We start from the raw sequence: 16,008 nt of genomic DNA, 5'->3' as shown, positions 1-16,008 counted from the left end.
ACCGGTCAGCCGAGGAGCTTGCGCGCCGCCTGCTCGATCTCGTCCTCCGACAGCAGCACGTGATCGGCGGCGCCGCCGAGCGGGATGAAGCTGTCGGATGAGGTGACCCGGGCGACCGTGCCGGTGTAGCCGGCGTCGAGCAGCTCGGCCACGATGCCCTCGGAGACGCCGCCGGAGCGCCGGGTCTCGTCGGCGATCAGCACGTTGCCGGTCAGCTCTGCCGCCCGCAGCAGGTCCTCGACCGGCAGCGGGGACAGCCAGCGCAGGTCGAGGACGCGGCAGCCGTACCCCTCCTGGGTGAGCCGCACCGCGGCGCGCAGGCTCATCCGCAGCCCGTTGCCGAACGTGACGATCGTCAGGTCGCGCCCGTCGCCGTAGGAGCGCGCCCGCCCGATCGGCACGTGCGTCTCCGGCCAGCGCCCGGGGGGCGCGTAGGGCGCCAGCCAGCCGCCGTCACCCGCGTCGAACAGGTCGCGCGTGTGGTAGAGCGCGATCGGCTCCAGGAACACGCAGACAGAGCCGGACGTACGGGCCGCCGCCAAGCAGGTGCGCAGCATGGCGGAGGCGTCGTCGGGCCGCGCCGGTGAGGCGATGACCAGCCCGGGGATGTCACGCAGCGCGGCCACCGCGTTGTCGTTGTGGAAGTGGCCGCCGAACCCCTTCTGGTAGGAGTATCCGGCCACCCGCACCACCATCGGGTTGGTGTACTGGTGACGCGAGAAGAACGACAGCGTGGCCGCCTCGCCGCGGATCTGGTCGAGCGCGTTGTGCAGGTAGGCCAGATATTGGATCTCGGGCACGGGCAGCAGCCGCGACACGCCCTGGCCGAGCGCCAGCCCCAGCACGGCCTGCTCGTCGAGCAGCGTGTCGAACACCCGCCCCGCCCCGAACCGCTTCTGCAGCCCCCTGGTCACGCCGTAGACGCCGCCCTTCTTGGCGACGTCCTCCCCGAAGACCGTCATCTCCGGATAGACGGCCAGCGCGTCGGCGAGCGTGCGGTTGATCGACTGTGACAGCGTCATCGGCTTGTCGTTCTCGGGCAGCGCACCGGCGAACGCCTTCTCCCTGACCGCGGCGGAGGCCGCCATCGGGCTGATCTTGGCGATCAGCTCGGGCCTGCGTGGCGCGATCGGCTCCATGACCTCCTCGGCCGAGCCGAGCCGCGGGCTGCGGGTGGTCTCCAGGGCGATCCGCAGCACGTGTTCGCGGGCGGACTCGTACAGGGTGAGCAGGTCGTCCGGCGTCCGCAGCCCCGCCTCGACGAGCAGGGCGGCCGTACGCAGGAGCGGGTCGCGTTCGAGATCGGCCCTGATCTCGCGCTGGGTGCGGTACGCCGACTCGACGTCGGACCCGGCGTGGCCCATGAGCCGCACCGTGGACAGGTGCAGGAACGCGGGGGAGCGATGCTCGCGCACGTGCTGGACGGCGCGGGCGGCGGCGTCGTAGGCAGCGGCCAGGTCGCAGCCGTCGGCGGCGAAGTATTCGATGCCGGGGCGCCGCGCGGCCGCCTCCACCCAGCCCTTGGGCGTGCGGACGCTGATGCCGATGCCGTTGTCCTCGCACACGAACAGCAGCGGCAGCGCCTGCCCCTGGTAGGTGGCGTAGGAGGCGGTGTTGAAGCCGGACAGGGCGCTGGCGTGGTTGACCGAGGCGTCGCCGAAGCTGCACACCGCGAGGGCGTCGGAAGGCCAGGCGGACCGCACGCCGAGCGCTCTGGCCCGCTCGATGGCGAACGCCACCCCCACGGCCCTCGGCAGATGGCTGGCGATGGTCGAGGTCTGCGGGATGACAGCCAGGTCGGGATGGCCGAACACCTTGTGCCGGCCGCCCGCGATGGGCTCGTCGGCCGCGGCGGTCAGGCCCATCAGCACGTCGCGGATGCCCTGCTCGGGCAGTCGCCCGGCCTGCTCGGAGCGGGTCAGGTAGAAGGCGCCCGAGCGGTAGTGGAGCAGCGCCGGGTCGTCGGGCCGCAGGGCGGCGGCCACGGCCGCGTTGCCCTCGTGACCGGCGGAGCCGATCGTGTAGTAGCCCTCGTCCTGCCCGCGCAGCCAGCGGGCGGCGATGTCGAGCAGCCGGCTGTCGAGCTGGCGCAGGAACAACGTCCTGGCCTCCCCGCCGGTCAGGGACGTGCCCTCGCGGACCGGCAGCCCCGGATCTCGCTCCGGGCCCGCCTTGAGCGTCGCAACCGCTTGGGTGAAGTGAGTCTCAACTGTGTCCCGCGCCACAGCATCGATTATGTCCCTGATCGGCGCTGACGTCTGCCGGACACCGGTGACATCTTGTGGACCGGTCCGTTTGACCCGCAATTATTACGGTTTGTCAGAATACTCAACCCTGTCGCCCGAGCGCACGTCTACTTATATGACACACGTGGCACCCTCAATGCCGCGTTGGACCAATGGGGTCTCCAGAAAGGAACCCGCATGTTACAACGCATTCGTGTCGCCGCCCTCGCAGTCGTGCTCGGAGCAGGGACGCTCGTCATGGCCCCTCCCGCGGCGACGGCGGCCACCGCCACCACCATCAGCGACGTGGGCGTCAGCCCGGCCGCGCCGGTCGTCTTCGACTCGCCGGTCAACGTCACGTTCACCTTCACGACCACGGACGCGACCGAGGCCGGCCTGAAGCTGAACGGAGAGACGGTCAGCGTCTCGTCCGCGCCGGCCAACGGCGGCCTGAAGTGGACGGGCACCAAGTCCCTCGGCCCCGGCAGGTACAACTACATCGCCACCGCCCAGGGCACGCCGCCCGCGGTCAAGTCCGGCTCGTTCGTCGTCGCCAAGGCCCTGACCACCTCGTTCGGCGACTTCGACGCCAGCCCCGACCTGGTCGACAAGGGCGACGACATCAGGGTCGCCGGCCGGCTGCTGGCCAACGGCAGGGGCTACGACGGCCAGTCCGTCTCCATCGCCTTCCGCGCCCGCGGCTCGAACGACTACCGCGAGGTCGCCAAGGTGAACACCGGCCGCGGCGGCTGGTTCGGCACCCGCGTCAAGGCCGAGGCCACCGGCTGGTGGCGGGCCTCGTTCGCCGCCACCGGCACCGCCAAGGGCTCCGTCAGCGAGTCCGACCGCGTGGACGTCAAGCGCGCCAACCTCGCCAGCCACCTCGTCGGCTTCGACGCCCGTCCGGAACCGGTGGACAAGGGCGACCGGCTCGCCTTCACCGGCGCCCTGCGCGTCGACGGCCGCGGCGGCCTGGCCGGCCAGCGCGTCAGCGTCTTCTTCAAGGCCGACGGCTCGCGCAGGTGGGAGTACGTCACCAGCGACGTGACCGGCAGGCACGGCCGCTTCTGGGCCGTGGCGCAGGCGCAGACCTCCGGCTGGTGGCGCGCCCAGTACGCCGGCACGCGCGGCGTCAACGGCTCGATCAGCGACGCCGACTGGGTCCGGGTCAACGAGCCCGCCCCCGAGCCGGAGCCCGAGCCCGCGAAGGCCGACACCCGGCTGATCAAGTTCAACGCCTACCCGGAGCCGGTCAAGCGCGGCCGGTACCTGCAGTTCAAGGGCAAGCTGCAGATCGACGACGAGGGCAGCTGGGAAGGCTACGAGGGCAAGGTGCGGCTGCACTTCAAGCCGCTCGGCTCGAAGAAGTGGCAGTACGTGAAGTCGACCTGGTCGAGCGAGACCGGCCGGCTCTACACCAGGGTCAAGGCCTGGCGGTCGGGGCACTGGAAGTTCGTGTTCGGTGGTGACGAGGACACCTACGGCGACGACAGCCGCAGGGACTACGTCCGCGTGCGGCGCTGATCATCCACCACTGAACGATCGAGGCCCGGGGGCACCACCTCGGGCCTCGATCGTTCTCCTGCTCAGTTGGGCTGGTCGCCGGTGAGCTTGGCGTCGATGCGGATCAGGAGGGCCTCGATCGAGTTGAACCGCTCATCGTGAGTGGCGAGCTGCTTCTCGATCTTGTCGATCCGCAGATCCCTGCGAGCGCTGTCCTTGTTGATCTTGGCGATTCCGTCGGACATCTCATGGGCGGTCGACCTGAGCATGTTGATCTCGGTCCCAAGCAGCGAGACGCGGTGGTCCAGCTTGCCGAGACGTTCATCGACTTGCTCGAACCGCTGGTCGACTTGCTCGAACCGCTGGTCGACTTGCTCGAACCGCTGGTCGACTTGCTCGAACCGCTGGTCGACTTGCTCGAACCGCTGGTCAACCTGCTCGAACCGCTGCTCGACTGCGGCGAAGCCGGCCTTCATCTCTGTCCTGAGGGTGCCGACCTCGCGCTCGATCTTCTCGTTGATGTTCTGCGCGACTATGGAGATCCGGCCGTAATGAGTCCAGAAGCGGGTGGCGATGCTCTGTCCAGGCACGCCGCTCACTGTAGCGTCCTCGAGGGCCTTCAACCGGGTTTCCAGGCGGAGGTGTCGCTCTTCGCAGTCCAACATTCGGATGTGCTCCTTTGCTCGGAGGGGAGAAGGGGATGAGCCGCGCGGCTGCATCGGGAAAGCTACCCTCCGTACAAGATCGTGCGCAGACAGATGCGAAAGTCAGTCCTATTCAGTTCGCCTCGACCGAGTAACCCGCGAAAAAGTTAGCGAGCCTTAACGGCGGCGGCGATGGCGGCGTGGGCCATCGTGTGCAGGAGAGGCCGCATGTCCTGGGCCGGTAGCTCGCCGGCGCTGTGCGGGGTGGAGTTGAGCAGGCCGAACACCGCGTGCGTGGCCGCGCGCAGCCGGGCCGCCGGGCAGGTGGGGTGCAGCTCGGCCAGCACCGTCACCCATTCCTCGACGTAGAGCCGCTGCAGCCGCCTGATCTGCCGCCGGGCGGGCTCGGGCACGTTGCCCAACTCCCTGTCGTGCACCGTGATCAGCGCCGGCTGCTCGATCGCGAACGTGATCTGCGCGTCGAGCAGCGCGTCGAGCGTGTCTCTCGGGTCGGCGGAGGCCGTGACGGCCGCGACCGCCGACTCGCGCAGCCGTGAGCTGATGTCGAGCAGCATCTCCGACAGCAGCGCGTCCTTGCCGTCGAAGTGGCGGTAGAGCGCGGGCCCTGAGACGCCGACCGCGCCACCGATGTCCTCGATCGAGACGCCGTGGAAGCCGCGCGCCGCGAACAGCCGGGCGGCCGCCTCCAGGATCTGCGCACGCCTGTTGCGCCGCCCGCGGGTAGGAGTGCCGGAGGTAGCGCTGGAGACGGTGGCCACGTCTCACATGCTAGACGATGACGTTAATGATGACTAACATCCGTGCCATGAGAGGGGACTCATGAGCAGTGACTGGCCGGTGCTGAGATCGGCCGCCGTGCCCGGGAGCGAGGGGTACAAGAGCAACGCCGAGCTCAACGAGCGGCTGGCCGCCGAGCTGCTCGAACGGCTCGCGACCGCCGCGCTCGGCGGGCCGGAGCGGTCGCGGCGCCGCCACGTCGAACGCGGCAAGCTGCTGCCGCGCGACCGCGTGGACGGCCTGCTCGACCCGGGCTCGCGCTTCCTGGAGCTGTCGCCGCTGGCCGCCGGCGGACTCTACGACGACCAGGCGCCCGCGGCCGGCATCATCACCGGCGTCGGCCGTGTGTCGGGCCGCGAGTGCGTGATCGTGGCCAACGACGCCACCGTGAAGGGCGGCACGTACTATCCGATCACGGTCAAGAAGCACCTGCGCGCGCAGGAGGTGGCCCTGCACAACCACCTGCCCTGCGTCTATCTCGTCGACTCGGGCGGGGCGTTCCTGCCCAGGCAGGACGAGGTGTTCCCCGACCGTGAGCACTTCGGCCGCATCTTCTACAACCAGGCCACGATGTCGGCCCGCGGCATCCCGCAGATCGCCGCCGTGCTCGGCTCGTGCACGGCCGGCGGCGCGTACGTGCCCGCGATGAGCGACGAGGCGGTCATCGTCCGCGGCCAGGGCACGATCTTCCTGGGCGGCCCGCCGCTGGTGAAGGCGGCCACCGGCGAGGAGGTCACGGCTGAGGAGCTGGGCGGCGGCGATCTGCACGCGCGCGTCAGCGGCGTCACCGACCACCTGGCCGAGGACGACGCGCACGCGCTGGCCATCGTCCGCGACATCGTCTCCACGCTGGCCCCGCGCGCCGCCCGTCCCTGGGACACGATCGCGCCTGAGCCGCCCCTGCACGACCCCCGCGACCTGTACGGGATCGTGCCCGCCGACACGCGTCAGCCCTATGACGTGCGCGAGGTGATCGCCAGGATCGTGGACGGCTCGCGCTTCCTGGAGTTCAAGGCCGAGTACGGATCGACCCTCGTGACCGGGTTCGCCCACGTGCACGGCCACCCGGTGGGCGTCGTGGCCAACAACGGCATCCTGTTCGGCGAGTCGGCCATGAAGGGCGCCCACTTCATCGAGCTGTGCGACCAGCGCCGGATCCCCCTGCTGTTCCTGCAGAACATCAGCGGCTTCATGGTCGGCAAGGCGTATGAGGCGGGCGGCATCGCCAAGCACGGCGCCAAGATGGTGACGGCCGTGGCGTGCGCGCGGGTGCCGAAGTTCACGGTGGTGATCGGGGGCTCGTTCGGTGCGGGGAACTACGCGATGGCCGGGCGGGCGTACTCGCCCAGGTTCCTGTGGATGTGGCCGAACGCCCGCATCTCGGTCATGGGCGGCGAGCAGGCCGCGAACGTGCTCACGACCGTCGGCGACGCCGACCCCGACGCGATCAGGGCCCAGTACGAGCACCAGGGCAATCCCTACTACTCCACGGCCAGGCTGTGGGACGACGGGGTGATCGACCCGCTCGACACCCGCACCGTCCTGGGCCTGGCACTGTCCGCGGCGGCCAACGCCCCGCTCGAACCCGCCGGTTACGGCGTCTTCCGGATGTGACGCGATGGTGTTCGACCGTGTTCTGATCGCCAACAGGGGCGAGATCGCCGTACGGATCGCGCGCACGTTGCGCGCCCTCGGCATCACGTCCGTGGCCGTGCACACCCTGTCCGACGCGGAGGCCAAGCATGTGCGCGAAGCCGACATAGCCCTCCAGGTGTCGAAATATCTGGATATTGAGGCGATTATCGGGGCGGCCCGCGAGGCAGGCGCGCAGGCCGTGCACCCCGGCTACGGCTTCCTCGCCGAGAACCCCGAGTTCGCCCGCCGCTGCGTGGCCGCCGGGCTCGTGTTCGTCGGCCCGCCGGCCGAGGCCATCGAGGCCATGGGCGACAAGATCCGGGCCAAGGCCACGGTGTCGGCCGCCGGGGTGCCCGTGGTGCCGGGCACGACCGAGCCGGGGCTGCAGGCGTGGACCGACTTCCCCGCCCTGATCAAGCCGTCCGCCGGCGGTGGCGGCAAGGGCATGGTGCTGGTGCGCTCGGCCGCCGAGCTGCCCGGCGCGATCGAGTCGGCCCGGCGTACGGCGCTGGCGGCGTTCGGCGACGGGACGCTGCTGATCGAGCGTTACGTCGAGCGCCCGCGCCACATCGAGATCCAGGTCATGGCCGACGCCCACGGCGGCGTCGTGCACCTGGGGGAGCGCGAGTGCAGCCTCCAGCGCAGGCACCAGAAGATCATCGAGGAGGCGCCGTCGCCGTTCGTCACCCCCGAGACGCGCGCCGCGATGGGCGCGGCGGCCGTGGAGGCCGCGCGCGCGGTGGGCTACGTGGGGGCGGGCACGGTCGAGTTCATCGTGGACGGCACGACCGGGGCCTACCACTTCATGGAGATGAACACCCGCCTCCAGGTCGAGCACCCCGTCACCGAGCTGGTCACCGGGCTGGACCTGGTGGAGCTGCAGCTCAGGGTGGCGGCCGGCGAGCGGCTCCCGTTCGGGCAGGACGAGGTGCGGCTCGCCGGGCACGCGGTCGAGGCGCGCGTGTACGCCGAGGACCCGGCGCGCGGCTTCCTGCCGACGGGCGGGCACGTACTCGCCCTGCGCGAACCCGCGGATGGCCCGGGACCGGCGGCGGGATCTATGGCGGGACCTGTGGCGGTGGGAGCGGCCGGCGGCGGGAGCGCGGTCGTGCGGGTGGACTCCGGGCTGGTCGAGGGCGGGACGGTCGGCAGCGAGTACGACCCCATGCTGTCCAAGGTCATCGCCTGGGGCCACGACCGCGACGCGGCACTGCGCGCGCTCGACCGGGCGCTGGCGGGCACGGCCGTCCTGGGCGTGGTCACCAACCTCCCGTTCCTGCGGGCGCTGGCCGCCCACCCGGCCGTACGCGCGGGCGAGCTGGACACGGGGCTGGTCGAGCGGCTGCTGCCCGAGCTGGTGGGCGCGGACGGCGTCCCGCAGGACGTGCTCGCCGCGGCGGCGCTCGTCTTCCACGCCCTGCCGCAGGGCGACGACCCGTGGGAGGTCCCCGACGGGTGGCGCGTCGGCGAGCCCGCGTGGACGACGTGGCGGCTGGAGTCGAGGGACGGCGTGCACGCGGTGCGCGTGCGCGGCCTGCCGGAGGAGTCCGCCGAGGTCATGGACGACGAAGGACGCCCGCGACCGGCCCGGATCCGCACCCGGCAACGCGCGGGTGACCGGACGCTCAGCGTCACCATCGGCGACCGCACCGAGCACTACCTGTGCGTACGCCGCGCCGACACGCTCTGGCTCGGCCGCGACGGCGCGTCCTGGCAGCTGACCAGGCACCTCATCGGCGACCCCGGCGACCGCCCAGGCGCCGCGACGGCGGGCGACGGCGTGGTCAGGAGCCCCATGCCCGGCACCGTCCTGCTCGTCAAGGCCGAGCGCGGGGACCGGGTGAGCGAGGGGCAGCCGCTGATCGTCGTGGAGGCGATGAAGATGGAGCACACGGTCACGGCCCCGCGCGACGGGATCGTCTCCGAGCTGACCGCCCGGGCGGGCCGTCCCGTGGACATGGACGCCGTCCTGGCCGTGATCACCGCTGAGGAGGCGTCGTGATGCCGTACCAGGAAGAGGGCCTGCCGCACCAGGTCACGGTCTACGAGGTCGGCCCGCGCGACGGGCTGCAGAACGAGTCGTCGATCGTGCCCGTCGAGGTCAAGGCCGAGTTCATCGACCGGCTCGCGGACGCGGGGCACAAGGTGATCGAGGCGACCAGCTTCGTGCACCCCAGATGGGTGCCGCAGCTGGCCGACGCCGGCGAGCTGCTGGAGCGGCTGCACCGCAGGCCGGGCGTGCGCTACCCCGTGCTCGTGCCGAACGAACGCGGCCTCGACCGCGCGCTCGACCTGGGCGTGGACGAGATCGCCGTCTTCGCCAGCGCGACCGAGACCTTCGCCGCCAAGAACCTCAACCGCAGCCTGGAGAGCCAGTTCGAGATGTTCGAGCCGGTCGTGGCCAGGGCGCTGGACAACGGGATCAAGGTGCGCGCGTACGTGTCGATGTGCTTCGGCGACCCCTGGGAGGGCCCCACGCCCATCGCCCAGGTGGTCACCGTCGGCGAACGGCTGCTCGGGCTCGGCTGCTACCAGTTGTCGCTCGGCGACACCATCGGCGTCGGCACGCCAGGCCACGTCACCGCCCTGATCGGCGCCTTCCGCCGGCCCGAACGCCTCGCCGTGCACTTCCACGACACCTACGGCCAGGCGCTGGCCAACACCCTCGCCGCACTCAGGGCGGGCGTCACGACGGTCGACGCCTCCACGGGCGGCATCGGGGGCTGTCCCTACGCCGAGTCCGCCACCGGCAACCTCGCCACCGAGGACCTGGTCTGGATGTTGCGAGGACTCGGCATCGGAACCGGGCTCGACCTGGGCAAGCTCGTGTCCACCAGCACCTGGCTGGCGGAGCTGCTCGGGCGGCCCAGCCCCTCCCGCGTCGTACAGGCGCTGTCGAAAGGCTGAGACATGCTCAAGGACGAGTACGAAGAGCTGCGCAAGACCGTCGAGTCTTTCGCCCGCGAGGTGGTCGCCCCGGTGATCGGGGACTTCTACGAGCGCGAGGAGTTCCCGTACGACATCGTGCGGCAGATGGGCGCGATGGGACTGTTCGGGCTGCCCATCCCCGAGGAGTACGGCGGGATGGGCGGCGACTACTTCGCCCTCTGCCTGGCCCTGGAGGAGCTGGCCAGGGTCGACTCCAGCGTGGCGATCACGCTGGAGGCGGCGGTGTCGCTCGGCGCGATGCCGATCTACCGCTTCGGCACCGACGAGCAGCGCATGACCTGGCTGCCGAAGCTGACCTCGGGGGAGATGCTCGGCGCGTTCGGCCTGACCGAGCCGGGCGGCGGGTCCGACGTGCCCGGCGGGATGCGCAGCACCGCCGTCCTGGACGGCGGCGAATGGGTGATCAACGGGACGAAGGCGTTCATCACGAACTCCGGCACCGACATCACCGGCGTCGTCGGCGTGGCCGCGCTCACCGGCGAACGGGAGATCTCCACGATCCTCGTGCCCAGCGGCACTCCCGGGTTCACGGTCTCGAAGAAGTACTCCAAGGTCGGCTGGAACGCCTCCGACACGCGCGAGCTGGCCTTCACCGACTGCCGCGTGCCCGCCGAGAACCTGCTGGGCGAGCGCGGCCGGGGCTACGCGCAGTTCCTGCAGACGCTCGACGAGGGCCGCATCGCGCTCGCGGCTCTTAGCGTCGGGCTGGCGCAGGGGTGTGTGGACGAGTGCCTGACGTACGTACGGGACCGGCGGGCGTTCGGCCATCCGATCGGCCACTACCAGTCCATCCAGTTCAAGATCGCCGACATGGAGGTCCGCGCCCACACCGCGCGTCTGGCCTACTACCACGCGGCGGAGAAGATGCTGGCCGGGGTGCCGTTCAAGAAGGAAGCGGCGATCGCCAAGCTGGTCGCGTCCAACGCGGCGATGGACAACGCGCGGGACGCGACCCAGGTCTTCGGCGGCTACGGGTTCATGAACGAGTTCCCCGTCGCGCGTTTCTACCGCGACGCGAAGGTGCTGGAGATCGGGGAGGGCACCAGCGAGGTGCAGCGCATGCTCATCGCTCGTCAGCTCGGGCTCGGTGACCTGTGAACGGTGTTTGCGGAGGCGGCGGTGCACGATCTAGGGTCGATGGTCATGACGGCTGACGATCTTCTCATCAGGAAGGCGGAGAAGGCGGACGCGGACGAGGTGTTCGCACTGGCCCGCGAGTTCGGCCTGACCTTCAGGCCCGAGCGCGAGGCCTTCGACGCGGCGCTCCCCCAACTCCTCGCCAACGACGACGCCCTCCTGCTCGTGGCCGTCGTGAACGGCCGGGTCCACGGTTACCTGCTCGGGTTCGTGCACCTGACGCTCTTCGCCAACGGGCCGGTGGCCTGGGTGGAGGAGGCGATGGTCCAGTCCGGGTCGCGGCGGCAGGGGATCGGGCGGACGCTGCTGGAGGAGTTCGAGCGGTGGGCCCGCACGCGGGAGGCCGGCTACGTGGCGATGGCCACGCGGCGGGCGCCGGAGTTCTACCACGCGCTGGGCTACGAGGCGTCGGCCACGTTCTTCCGCAAGGTCCTGCGCTGACCTCCTCCGGCCTCCGCGAGGCCCGGCGGTGAGCTGAGGTCCCGCGCTGGGCTGAGGTCCCGCGATGAGCTGAGGTCCTGCGGTGGGCTCGGGAGCGACGGTCCGGGCCCGGCGTTTCCGTACGCTCCTCGCGAAGCTCCGGCTCGGCGCGGGTTTCTGTCGTGACCGGATGGCATCCTTAGGGCGTGAGCATCCACGCCGTGAGCCCCCTGTTCGTCGGGCGTGCCCGCGAGCTCGCCGCCCTCGGTGACGCCCTGGGCCGGGCCCGCGCGGGCGCGTCGTCCACCGTGCTCGTCGGCGGCGAGGCGGGGGTCGGCAAGACGCGGCTGGTCAGGGAGTTCACCGGCCGCCGGGCCGAGGACGCCAGGGTGCTCGTCGGCGGCTGCCTGGAGCTGGGCACGGAGGGCCTGCCGTTCGCGCCGTTCACCGCCGTGCTGCGCGGGCTCCTGCGCGAGCTGGGCCGCGCCGGCGTCGCCGCGCTGGTGCCCGGCGGCGACACGCGCGGGCTGGCCCGGCTGCTGCCCGAGTTCGGTGAGCCGGGCGAGGAGGGGGCCGAGGCCAGGGCCAGGCTGTTCGAGCAGGTGCTCGGGCTGCTGGAGCGGCTCGCGGAAGACCGTCCCGTGGTGCTGATCGTCGAAGACGCCCACTGGGCCGACCGCGCCACCCGCGACCTGCTGACGTTCCTCGTCCGCTATCAGCGCACCGCGGCCCGCCTGCTCCTCGTCGTGACCTACCGCACCGACGAGCTGCACCGCTCCCACCCGCTGCGGCCGCTGCTCGCCGAGCTGGGCCGGGTCGAGTGGGTGACCAGGGCCGAGCTGCGCCGGCTCACCCGCAGGGAGGCCGTCGCCCTGGCCGCGGGCATCCTCGAGCGCGAGCCGTCCGCCGCCGACATGGACCTCATCTACGCGCGCAGCGAGGGCAACCCGCTGTTCGTGGAGGCGCTGCTGAGCGAGGCCGACGGCCAGGAGGCGCTGCCCGAGTCGCTGCGTGACCTGCTGCTGGCCGGCGTCGAGCGGCTGCCGGAGGAGACGCAGGAGCTGCTGCGGGTGGCCAGCGTCGGTGGTCAGCGCATCGAGCACGACCTGCTCAGCGCCGTCGCCGGGCTCGACGAGGAGAGGCTGTCGCGCGCCCTGCGCCCCGCGGTGGCGGGCAACGTGCTCGTGGTCGACGGCGAGGGCTACTCCTTCCGTCACGCGCTCATCCGCGAGGCGCTCGACGACGACCTGCTGCCCGGCGAGCACATCCGCCTGCACACCCGCTACGCCGAGGCACTGGAGCGCGACCTGTCGATCCTGCCCGCCCCGCGCGGCGCGATCGAGCTGGCCCACCACACCCGGCAGTCCGACGACTACGCCTGGGCGCTGGTCAGCGCCTGGCGCGCGGCTGACGCGGCCCGCACCTCCACCGCCTACGACGCGCAGCTGCGCATGTTGTCCAGAGTGCTGGAGCTGTGGGACCTCGTGCCCGACGCGGCCGAGCGCATCGGCACCGACCGGATCGACGTGCTCAGGCAGACGGCCACGGTCGCCCACCTGGCCGGCGAGTACGAACGCGGCATCGCCCTGGGCAGCGCCGCCCTCGACGAGCTCGACCACGACGCCGACCCGGTGCGGACGGCCATGGTGCTGCGCCAGCGCGGCCTGACCCGCTGGGATCTCGGCCGTCCCGGCTTCCTCGACGACCTGCGCAAGGCCGCCGCCCTCGTGCCGGACGACGAGCTCAGGCTCCGTGGCCAGGTGCTGGAGACGTTCGCGCGCATGCTCACCGGCCCGGAAGACCTCCAGGAACGGCTCGACACGGCCCAGCGCGCGATCGAGCTGGGCCACGAGATCGGCGACGCCAACGTCGAGGCGCACGCGCTGATCAGCCTCAACTGGGGCAAGGCGTGCTACTCCGAGATGGAGCTGCAGATCGAGACGTTCGCCGAGGCACGCCGCATCGCCCAGCGCGACGGGGCCTACAACGCGCTGCTGCGCTGCGCGGTCTCCGAGTCCGACGCCTTCGAGGGCGCGGGCTGGCACGAGCGGGCCGCCCAGGTCGCCCGGCGCGGGATCGACGACGCCGCCCACTACGGGCTGGCCCGCACGTCCGGCACGTTCCTGTCGATCAACCTGGCCGAGCCGCTGCTGTCGCTCGGACGCTGGGACGAGGCGCTGCAGGTGGTCGAACACGCGCTCGACCTCGTGCCGCCCCCGCCCTACCGGGCCAGTCTGCAGGGGCTGGCCACCGACATCGCGCTCGCGCGGGGGCAGCTCGACCGGGCCGAGGCGCTGATGGCCTCCTCACGGCAGATCGTGTCGCGGGGCACCTTCCGCGATCAGGTGACGCTGCCGCACCTGCGCAGGGAGGTGCAGCTGCTGTCGGCGCGGGGGCAGCCGGAGCAGGCGGTGGAGGTGGCGGCCAGGGCCCTGGAGGAGCGCGACCTGATCAGCAGCCCGCGCTACTCGTGGCCGGTGCTGGTGACCGTCGCGCGGCTCATCTGGGCCGTGGTGCCGTCCAAGCAGCTCACCGAGGTCCTGATGGGCGCCGCGCCCGGCGCGGGGCTGGGGGCGCTCGCGCGGCAGGCGCTGTCGTTGCTGCCGGAGATCCGGTCGCTCGCCTTGCGGCTCGACACCATGGGGGAGTCGCAGCAGGCCCACCGGCTCACGTTCACCGCCCTGACCGGGCCCGGGCCGACGTCCGCCTGCGTGACCGACGCGGCCTCCTGGCAGTTCAAGGCGTGGGACCAGGCGGTGCGGGCCTGGGCCGAGCTGCGGGAGCCGTACCCTGAGGCGCAGTGCCTGGTCGGGGCGGCGCAGGTGGCGCTGGCGGCCGGCGATCGGCAGGAGGCGGCCGCCCGGCTGACCCGGGCGCGAGAGCTGGCCCGCGAGCTCGGCGCCACGCCGCTGCTCGAACAGCTCGACGTCTTCGGCCGGCGAGCCAGGCTCGGCGGCTCCGACGAGGGCAACGACGGCCAGCCGCTCGGGCTGACGGCGCGGGAGCTGGAGGTGCTGCGGGAGGTGACCAGCGGGCGCAGCAACCGGGAGATCGCCGAGGCGCTGTTCATCTCGGTGAAGACGGTGAGCGTGCACGTGTCCAACATCCTGGCCAAGCTGGGCGTGGCCACCCGAGGCGAGGCCGCCGCCACCGCCCACCGCCTCCGCCTGTTCGACCAGGACTAGGAGTGTGTGCCGAAAGCGCCGGCCCTGGAGCTCGGTGCGGCCAGACCGGACCGCCAGCCCGGCGACGGACGCTGGCGGGTGCTCCTGGATCCGGCCGGCCACCCCTTCTGCCTGACGCCTTCCTGACACCACCGGCGTCGGACGCCGGAGCGCGCGGGCTTGGGCGAGCGGTTCGGTTGCGGGCCTGACCCCTGCGACGTCCGCAGTGGAGGCCGGTGAGACGTGGCGAGCCGGGGTGGTCGGTGAGGTCAGCCGGTCAGCTGGGCTTCGAGGCGGTAGCCGTCCACGGTGACGTAGACCTGGTCGCCCGGGCGGGCGTTCAGGCGCATGAGGACCGGCTGGAGGGAGTCGAAGACCGGCTGGTGGCCCTGCCAGACCAGGACGATGGCGTTGTCGCCGGGTCCTGTCACCGACAGCAGGGTGCCGGGGCGCATGCCCAGCTGGGCCGCGTACCCTTCCGGCACCGGCACCGGGCCGCCCCTGAGGTGTTCGGGGGTGACCTCGATGCGCTGCCAGCGGCGCGGGTCGGAGTTCGGGCCAGGCAGCGGCGGCGGCGGGGTGGCGGGGGCGCCCGCCAGGCCGGGGAGCATGGGGGAGCGGCCGCCCGAGAGCGCCGACAGGGTGGCCAGCGCGGCGGAGGGGTCGATGGCTCCGGTCGTCGCCGACGGGATGGGCTGGCCGCCCCGGTGGTGGTGGCCGTTGGCTCCAGGGGTGCGCCGGGGCAGCGGCTGGGCCGGGGACGAGGCGGCGGCCACCGGGTCGGGGCCGGTCTCCGGGGGCAGCGCGTCGAGCCATGCCTTGGCGGAATGGGCGCGGATGCCCAGCTCGCCCATGAGCTCCACGAGGTCGGTGTCGGGCGGGCTGGCCGCCAGGAGCTGCCTCGTACGGCTCTGCAGCCCGTGCAGGTCGCCCACCACGAGCCAGCCGTCCTGGAAGCGGCGGTCCGGCATGAGCGTCACCAGGACGCGCCAGAGCGGCGTGCGCAGCGACGGGACCGTCACCGGGTGCGCCGGGTCGGCGCCGATGAGCTGATCCTCGGTGGCCGCCGCGCCCAGCCACTCGGTCAGGCGGAACATGTGGCCGGTGACCGGGGCGGACTCGGAGGAACGCAGCCAGTGCAGGACGCGCTCCTCGGCGGTGCGCTGGGCCTGCGAGAGCGCGTCCCGCTCGACGAGCATCTTGTGGGCGAGCGTACGGAGACTGACCGGGTCCTCGGCGAACAGCCGGTGCACGGCCACCGCCAGCTCCAGCTTGTCCAGACTGCGGAACAGGTTGTCCACGACGCGGACCATCGCGTGGTCGGTGTCGGAGGGGACCGGGCTGGTGCTGGGAGCCGAGTAGGAGGGAGTGGAGGCCGGCGGAGCGGAAGGGGTGGCGGCGGTCGGAGCGCTGGCGGCACCCGAGGGGGCCGACGGGGTTCCCGAGGCCGCGCGGGCGCTCGATCCGGGGATTCCGGCTCCGGGGGTGCCGGCCGGGGGGAGCCCGGCGACGGGGTTTCCGGCCCCGGAGAGG

The 16,008-nt window shown here is 72.0% G+C and carries 12 protein-coding genes; 8 read left to right on the top strand and 4 right to left on the bottom strand.

Features of this window, described 5'->3' with window-relative positions; all coding sequences use genetic code 11:
• Nucleotides 1–5 precede the first annotated feature (5 nt).
• Entirely contained in the window at nucleotides 6–2,225 is a 2,220-nt protein-coding gene (locus ABFX54_RS46170; protein WP_346113395.1) for a thiamine pyrophosphate-dependent enzyme, read from the bottom strand.
• A gap of 198 nt (nucleotides 2,226–2,423) precedes the next feature.
• On the opposite strand from ABFX54_RS46170, the gene ABFX54_RS46165 reads away from it, so the two are divergent.
• Nucleotides 2,424–3,749, top strand: coding sequence for a hypothetical protein (locus tag ABFX54_RS46165; RefSeq protein WP_346113394.1), 1,326 nt, complete (start codon nucleotides 2,424–2,426; stop codon nucleotides 3,747–3,749).
• Between the two features lie 62 nt (nucleotides 3,750–3,811).
• Here ABFX54_RS46165 and ABFX54_RS46160 read toward each other — a convergent pair whose 3' ends face one another.
• The gene (locus ABFX54_RS46160) at nucleotides 3,812–4,393 is read right to left on the bottom strand and encodes a hypothetical protein (RefSeq protein WP_346113393.1); all 582 of its coding nucleotides are present in this window, start codon (nucleotides 4,391–4,393) and stop codon (nucleotides 3,812–3,814) included.
• Between the two features lie 146 nt (nucleotides 4,394–4,539).
• Nucleotides 4,540–5,151: an SACE_7040 family transcriptional regulator gene (locus ABFX54_RS46155; protein ID WP_346113392.1), complete on the bottom strand. Its 612-nt coding sequence runs from the start codon at nucleotides 5,149–5,151 to the stop codon at nucleotides 4,540–4,542.
• A gap of 61 nt (nucleotides 5,152–5,212) precedes the next feature.
• Here ABFX54_RS46155 and ABFX54_RS46150 point away from each other — a divergent pair, with 61 nt between their 5' ends.
• The 7 genes from ABFX54_RS46150 (at nucleotide 5,213) to ABFX54_RS46120 (ending at nucleotide 14,622) form a co-directional block, all read left to right on the top strand.
• Nucleotides 5,213–6,784 (top strand): carboxyl transferase domain-containing protein, encoded by a 1,572-nt coding sequence (locus ABFX54_RS46150; protein WP_346113390.1) that lies wholly within the window; start codon nucleotides 5,213–5,215, stop codon nucleotides 6,782–6,784.
• Nucleotides 6,785–6,788: 4 nt separating this feature from the next.
• Nucleotides 6,789–8,807 (top strand): acetyl/propionyl/methylcrotonyl-CoA carboxylase subunit alpha, encoded by a 2,019-nt coding sequence (locus ABFX54_RS46145; RefSeq protein WP_346113388.1) that lies wholly within the window; start codon nucleotides 6,789–6,791, stop codon nucleotides 8,805–8,807.
• Nucleotides 8,807–9,712: a hydroxymethylglutaryl-CoA lyase gene (locus ABFX54_RS46140; protein WP_346113387.1), complete on the top strand. Its 906-nt coding sequence runs from the start codon at nucleotides 8,807–8,809 to the stop codon at nucleotides 9,710–9,712. Before ABFX54_RS46145 ends, ABFX54_RS46140 begins: the two co-directional genes overlap by 1 nt.
• 3 nt (nucleotides 9,713–9,715) lie before the next feature.
• Nucleotides 9,716–10,852, top strand: coding sequence for an acyl-CoA dehydrogenase family protein (locus ABFX54_RS46135; protein ID WP_346113386.1), 1,137 nt, complete (start codon nucleotides 9,716–9,718; stop codon nucleotides 10,850–10,852).
• A gap of 45 nt (nucleotides 10,853–10,897) precedes the next feature.
• Nucleotides 10,898–11,332: a GNAT family N-acetyltransferase gene (locus tag ABFX54_RS46130; protein ID WP_346113385.1), complete on the top strand. Its 435-nt coding sequence runs from the start codon at nucleotides 10,898–10,900 to the stop codon at nucleotides 11,330–11,332.
• A gap of 185 nt (nucleotides 11,333–11,517) precedes the next feature.
• Nucleotides 11,518–14,496 (top strand): helix-turn-helix transcriptional regulator, encoded by a 2,979-nt coding sequence (locus tag ABFX54_RS46125; RefSeq protein WP_346113384.1) that lies wholly within the window; start codon nucleotides 11,518–11,520, stop codon nucleotides 14,494–14,496.
• A 6-nt stretch (nucleotides 14,497–14,502) separates the two neighbouring features.
• Nucleotides 14,503–14,622: a VOC family protein gene (locus ABFX54_RS46120; RefSeq protein WP_346113383.1), complete on the top strand. Its 120-nt coding sequence runs from the start codon at nucleotides 14,503–14,505 to the stop codon at nucleotides 14,620–14,622.
• 122 nt (nucleotides 14,623–14,744) lie between these two features.
• On the opposite strand, the gene ABFX54_RS46115 is transcribed toward ABFX54_RS46120, so the two are convergent.
• A partial coding sequence (locus tag ABFX54_RS46115) for a serine/threonine-protein kinase (protein ID WP_487047332.1) occupies nucleotides 14,745–16,008 on the bottom strand: 1,264 nt, incomplete at its 5' end.

Source organism: Nonomuraea maheshkhaliensis (assembly GCF_039529435.1).
GTDB classification, from domain to species: domain Bacteria; phylum Actinomycetota; class Actinomycetes; order Streptosporangiales; family Streptosporangiaceae; genus Nonomuraea; species Nonomuraea maheshkhaliensis.
The sequence above is the reverse complement of the archived record's forward strand: the minus strand, read 5'-3'. Positions and strand labels throughout refer to the sequence as shown.

Coding starts and splice junctions, on each gene's coding strand:
- ABFX54_RS46165 (WP_346113394.1), top strand. CDS start 2,424: ATGTTACAACGCATTCGTGTCGCCGCCCTCGCAGTCGTGCTCGGAGCA.
- ABFX54_RS46160 (WP_346113393.1), bottom strand. CDS start 4,393: ATGTTGGACTGCGAAGAGCGACACCTCCGCCTGGAAACCCGGTTGAAG.
- ABFX54_RS46150 (WP_346113390.1), top strand. CDS start 5,213: ATGAGCAGTGACTGGCCGGTGCTGAGATCGGCCGCCGTGCCCGGGAGC.
- ABFX54_RS46145 (WP_346113388.1), top strand. CDS start 6,789: ATGGTGTTCGACCGTGTTCTGATCGCCAACAGGGGCGAGATCGCCGTA.
- ABFX54_RS46140 (WP_346113387.1), top strand. CDS start 8,807: ATGCCGTACCAGGAAGAGGGCCTGCCGCACCAGGTCACGGTCTACGAG.
- ABFX54_RS46135 (WP_346113386.1), top strand. CDS start 9,716: ATGCTCAAGGACGAGTACGAAGAGCTGCGCAAGACCGTCGAGTCTTTC.
- ABFX54_RS46130 (WP_346113385.1), top strand. CDS start 10,898: ATGACGGCTGACGATCTTCTCATCAGGAAGGCGGAGAAGGCGGACGCG.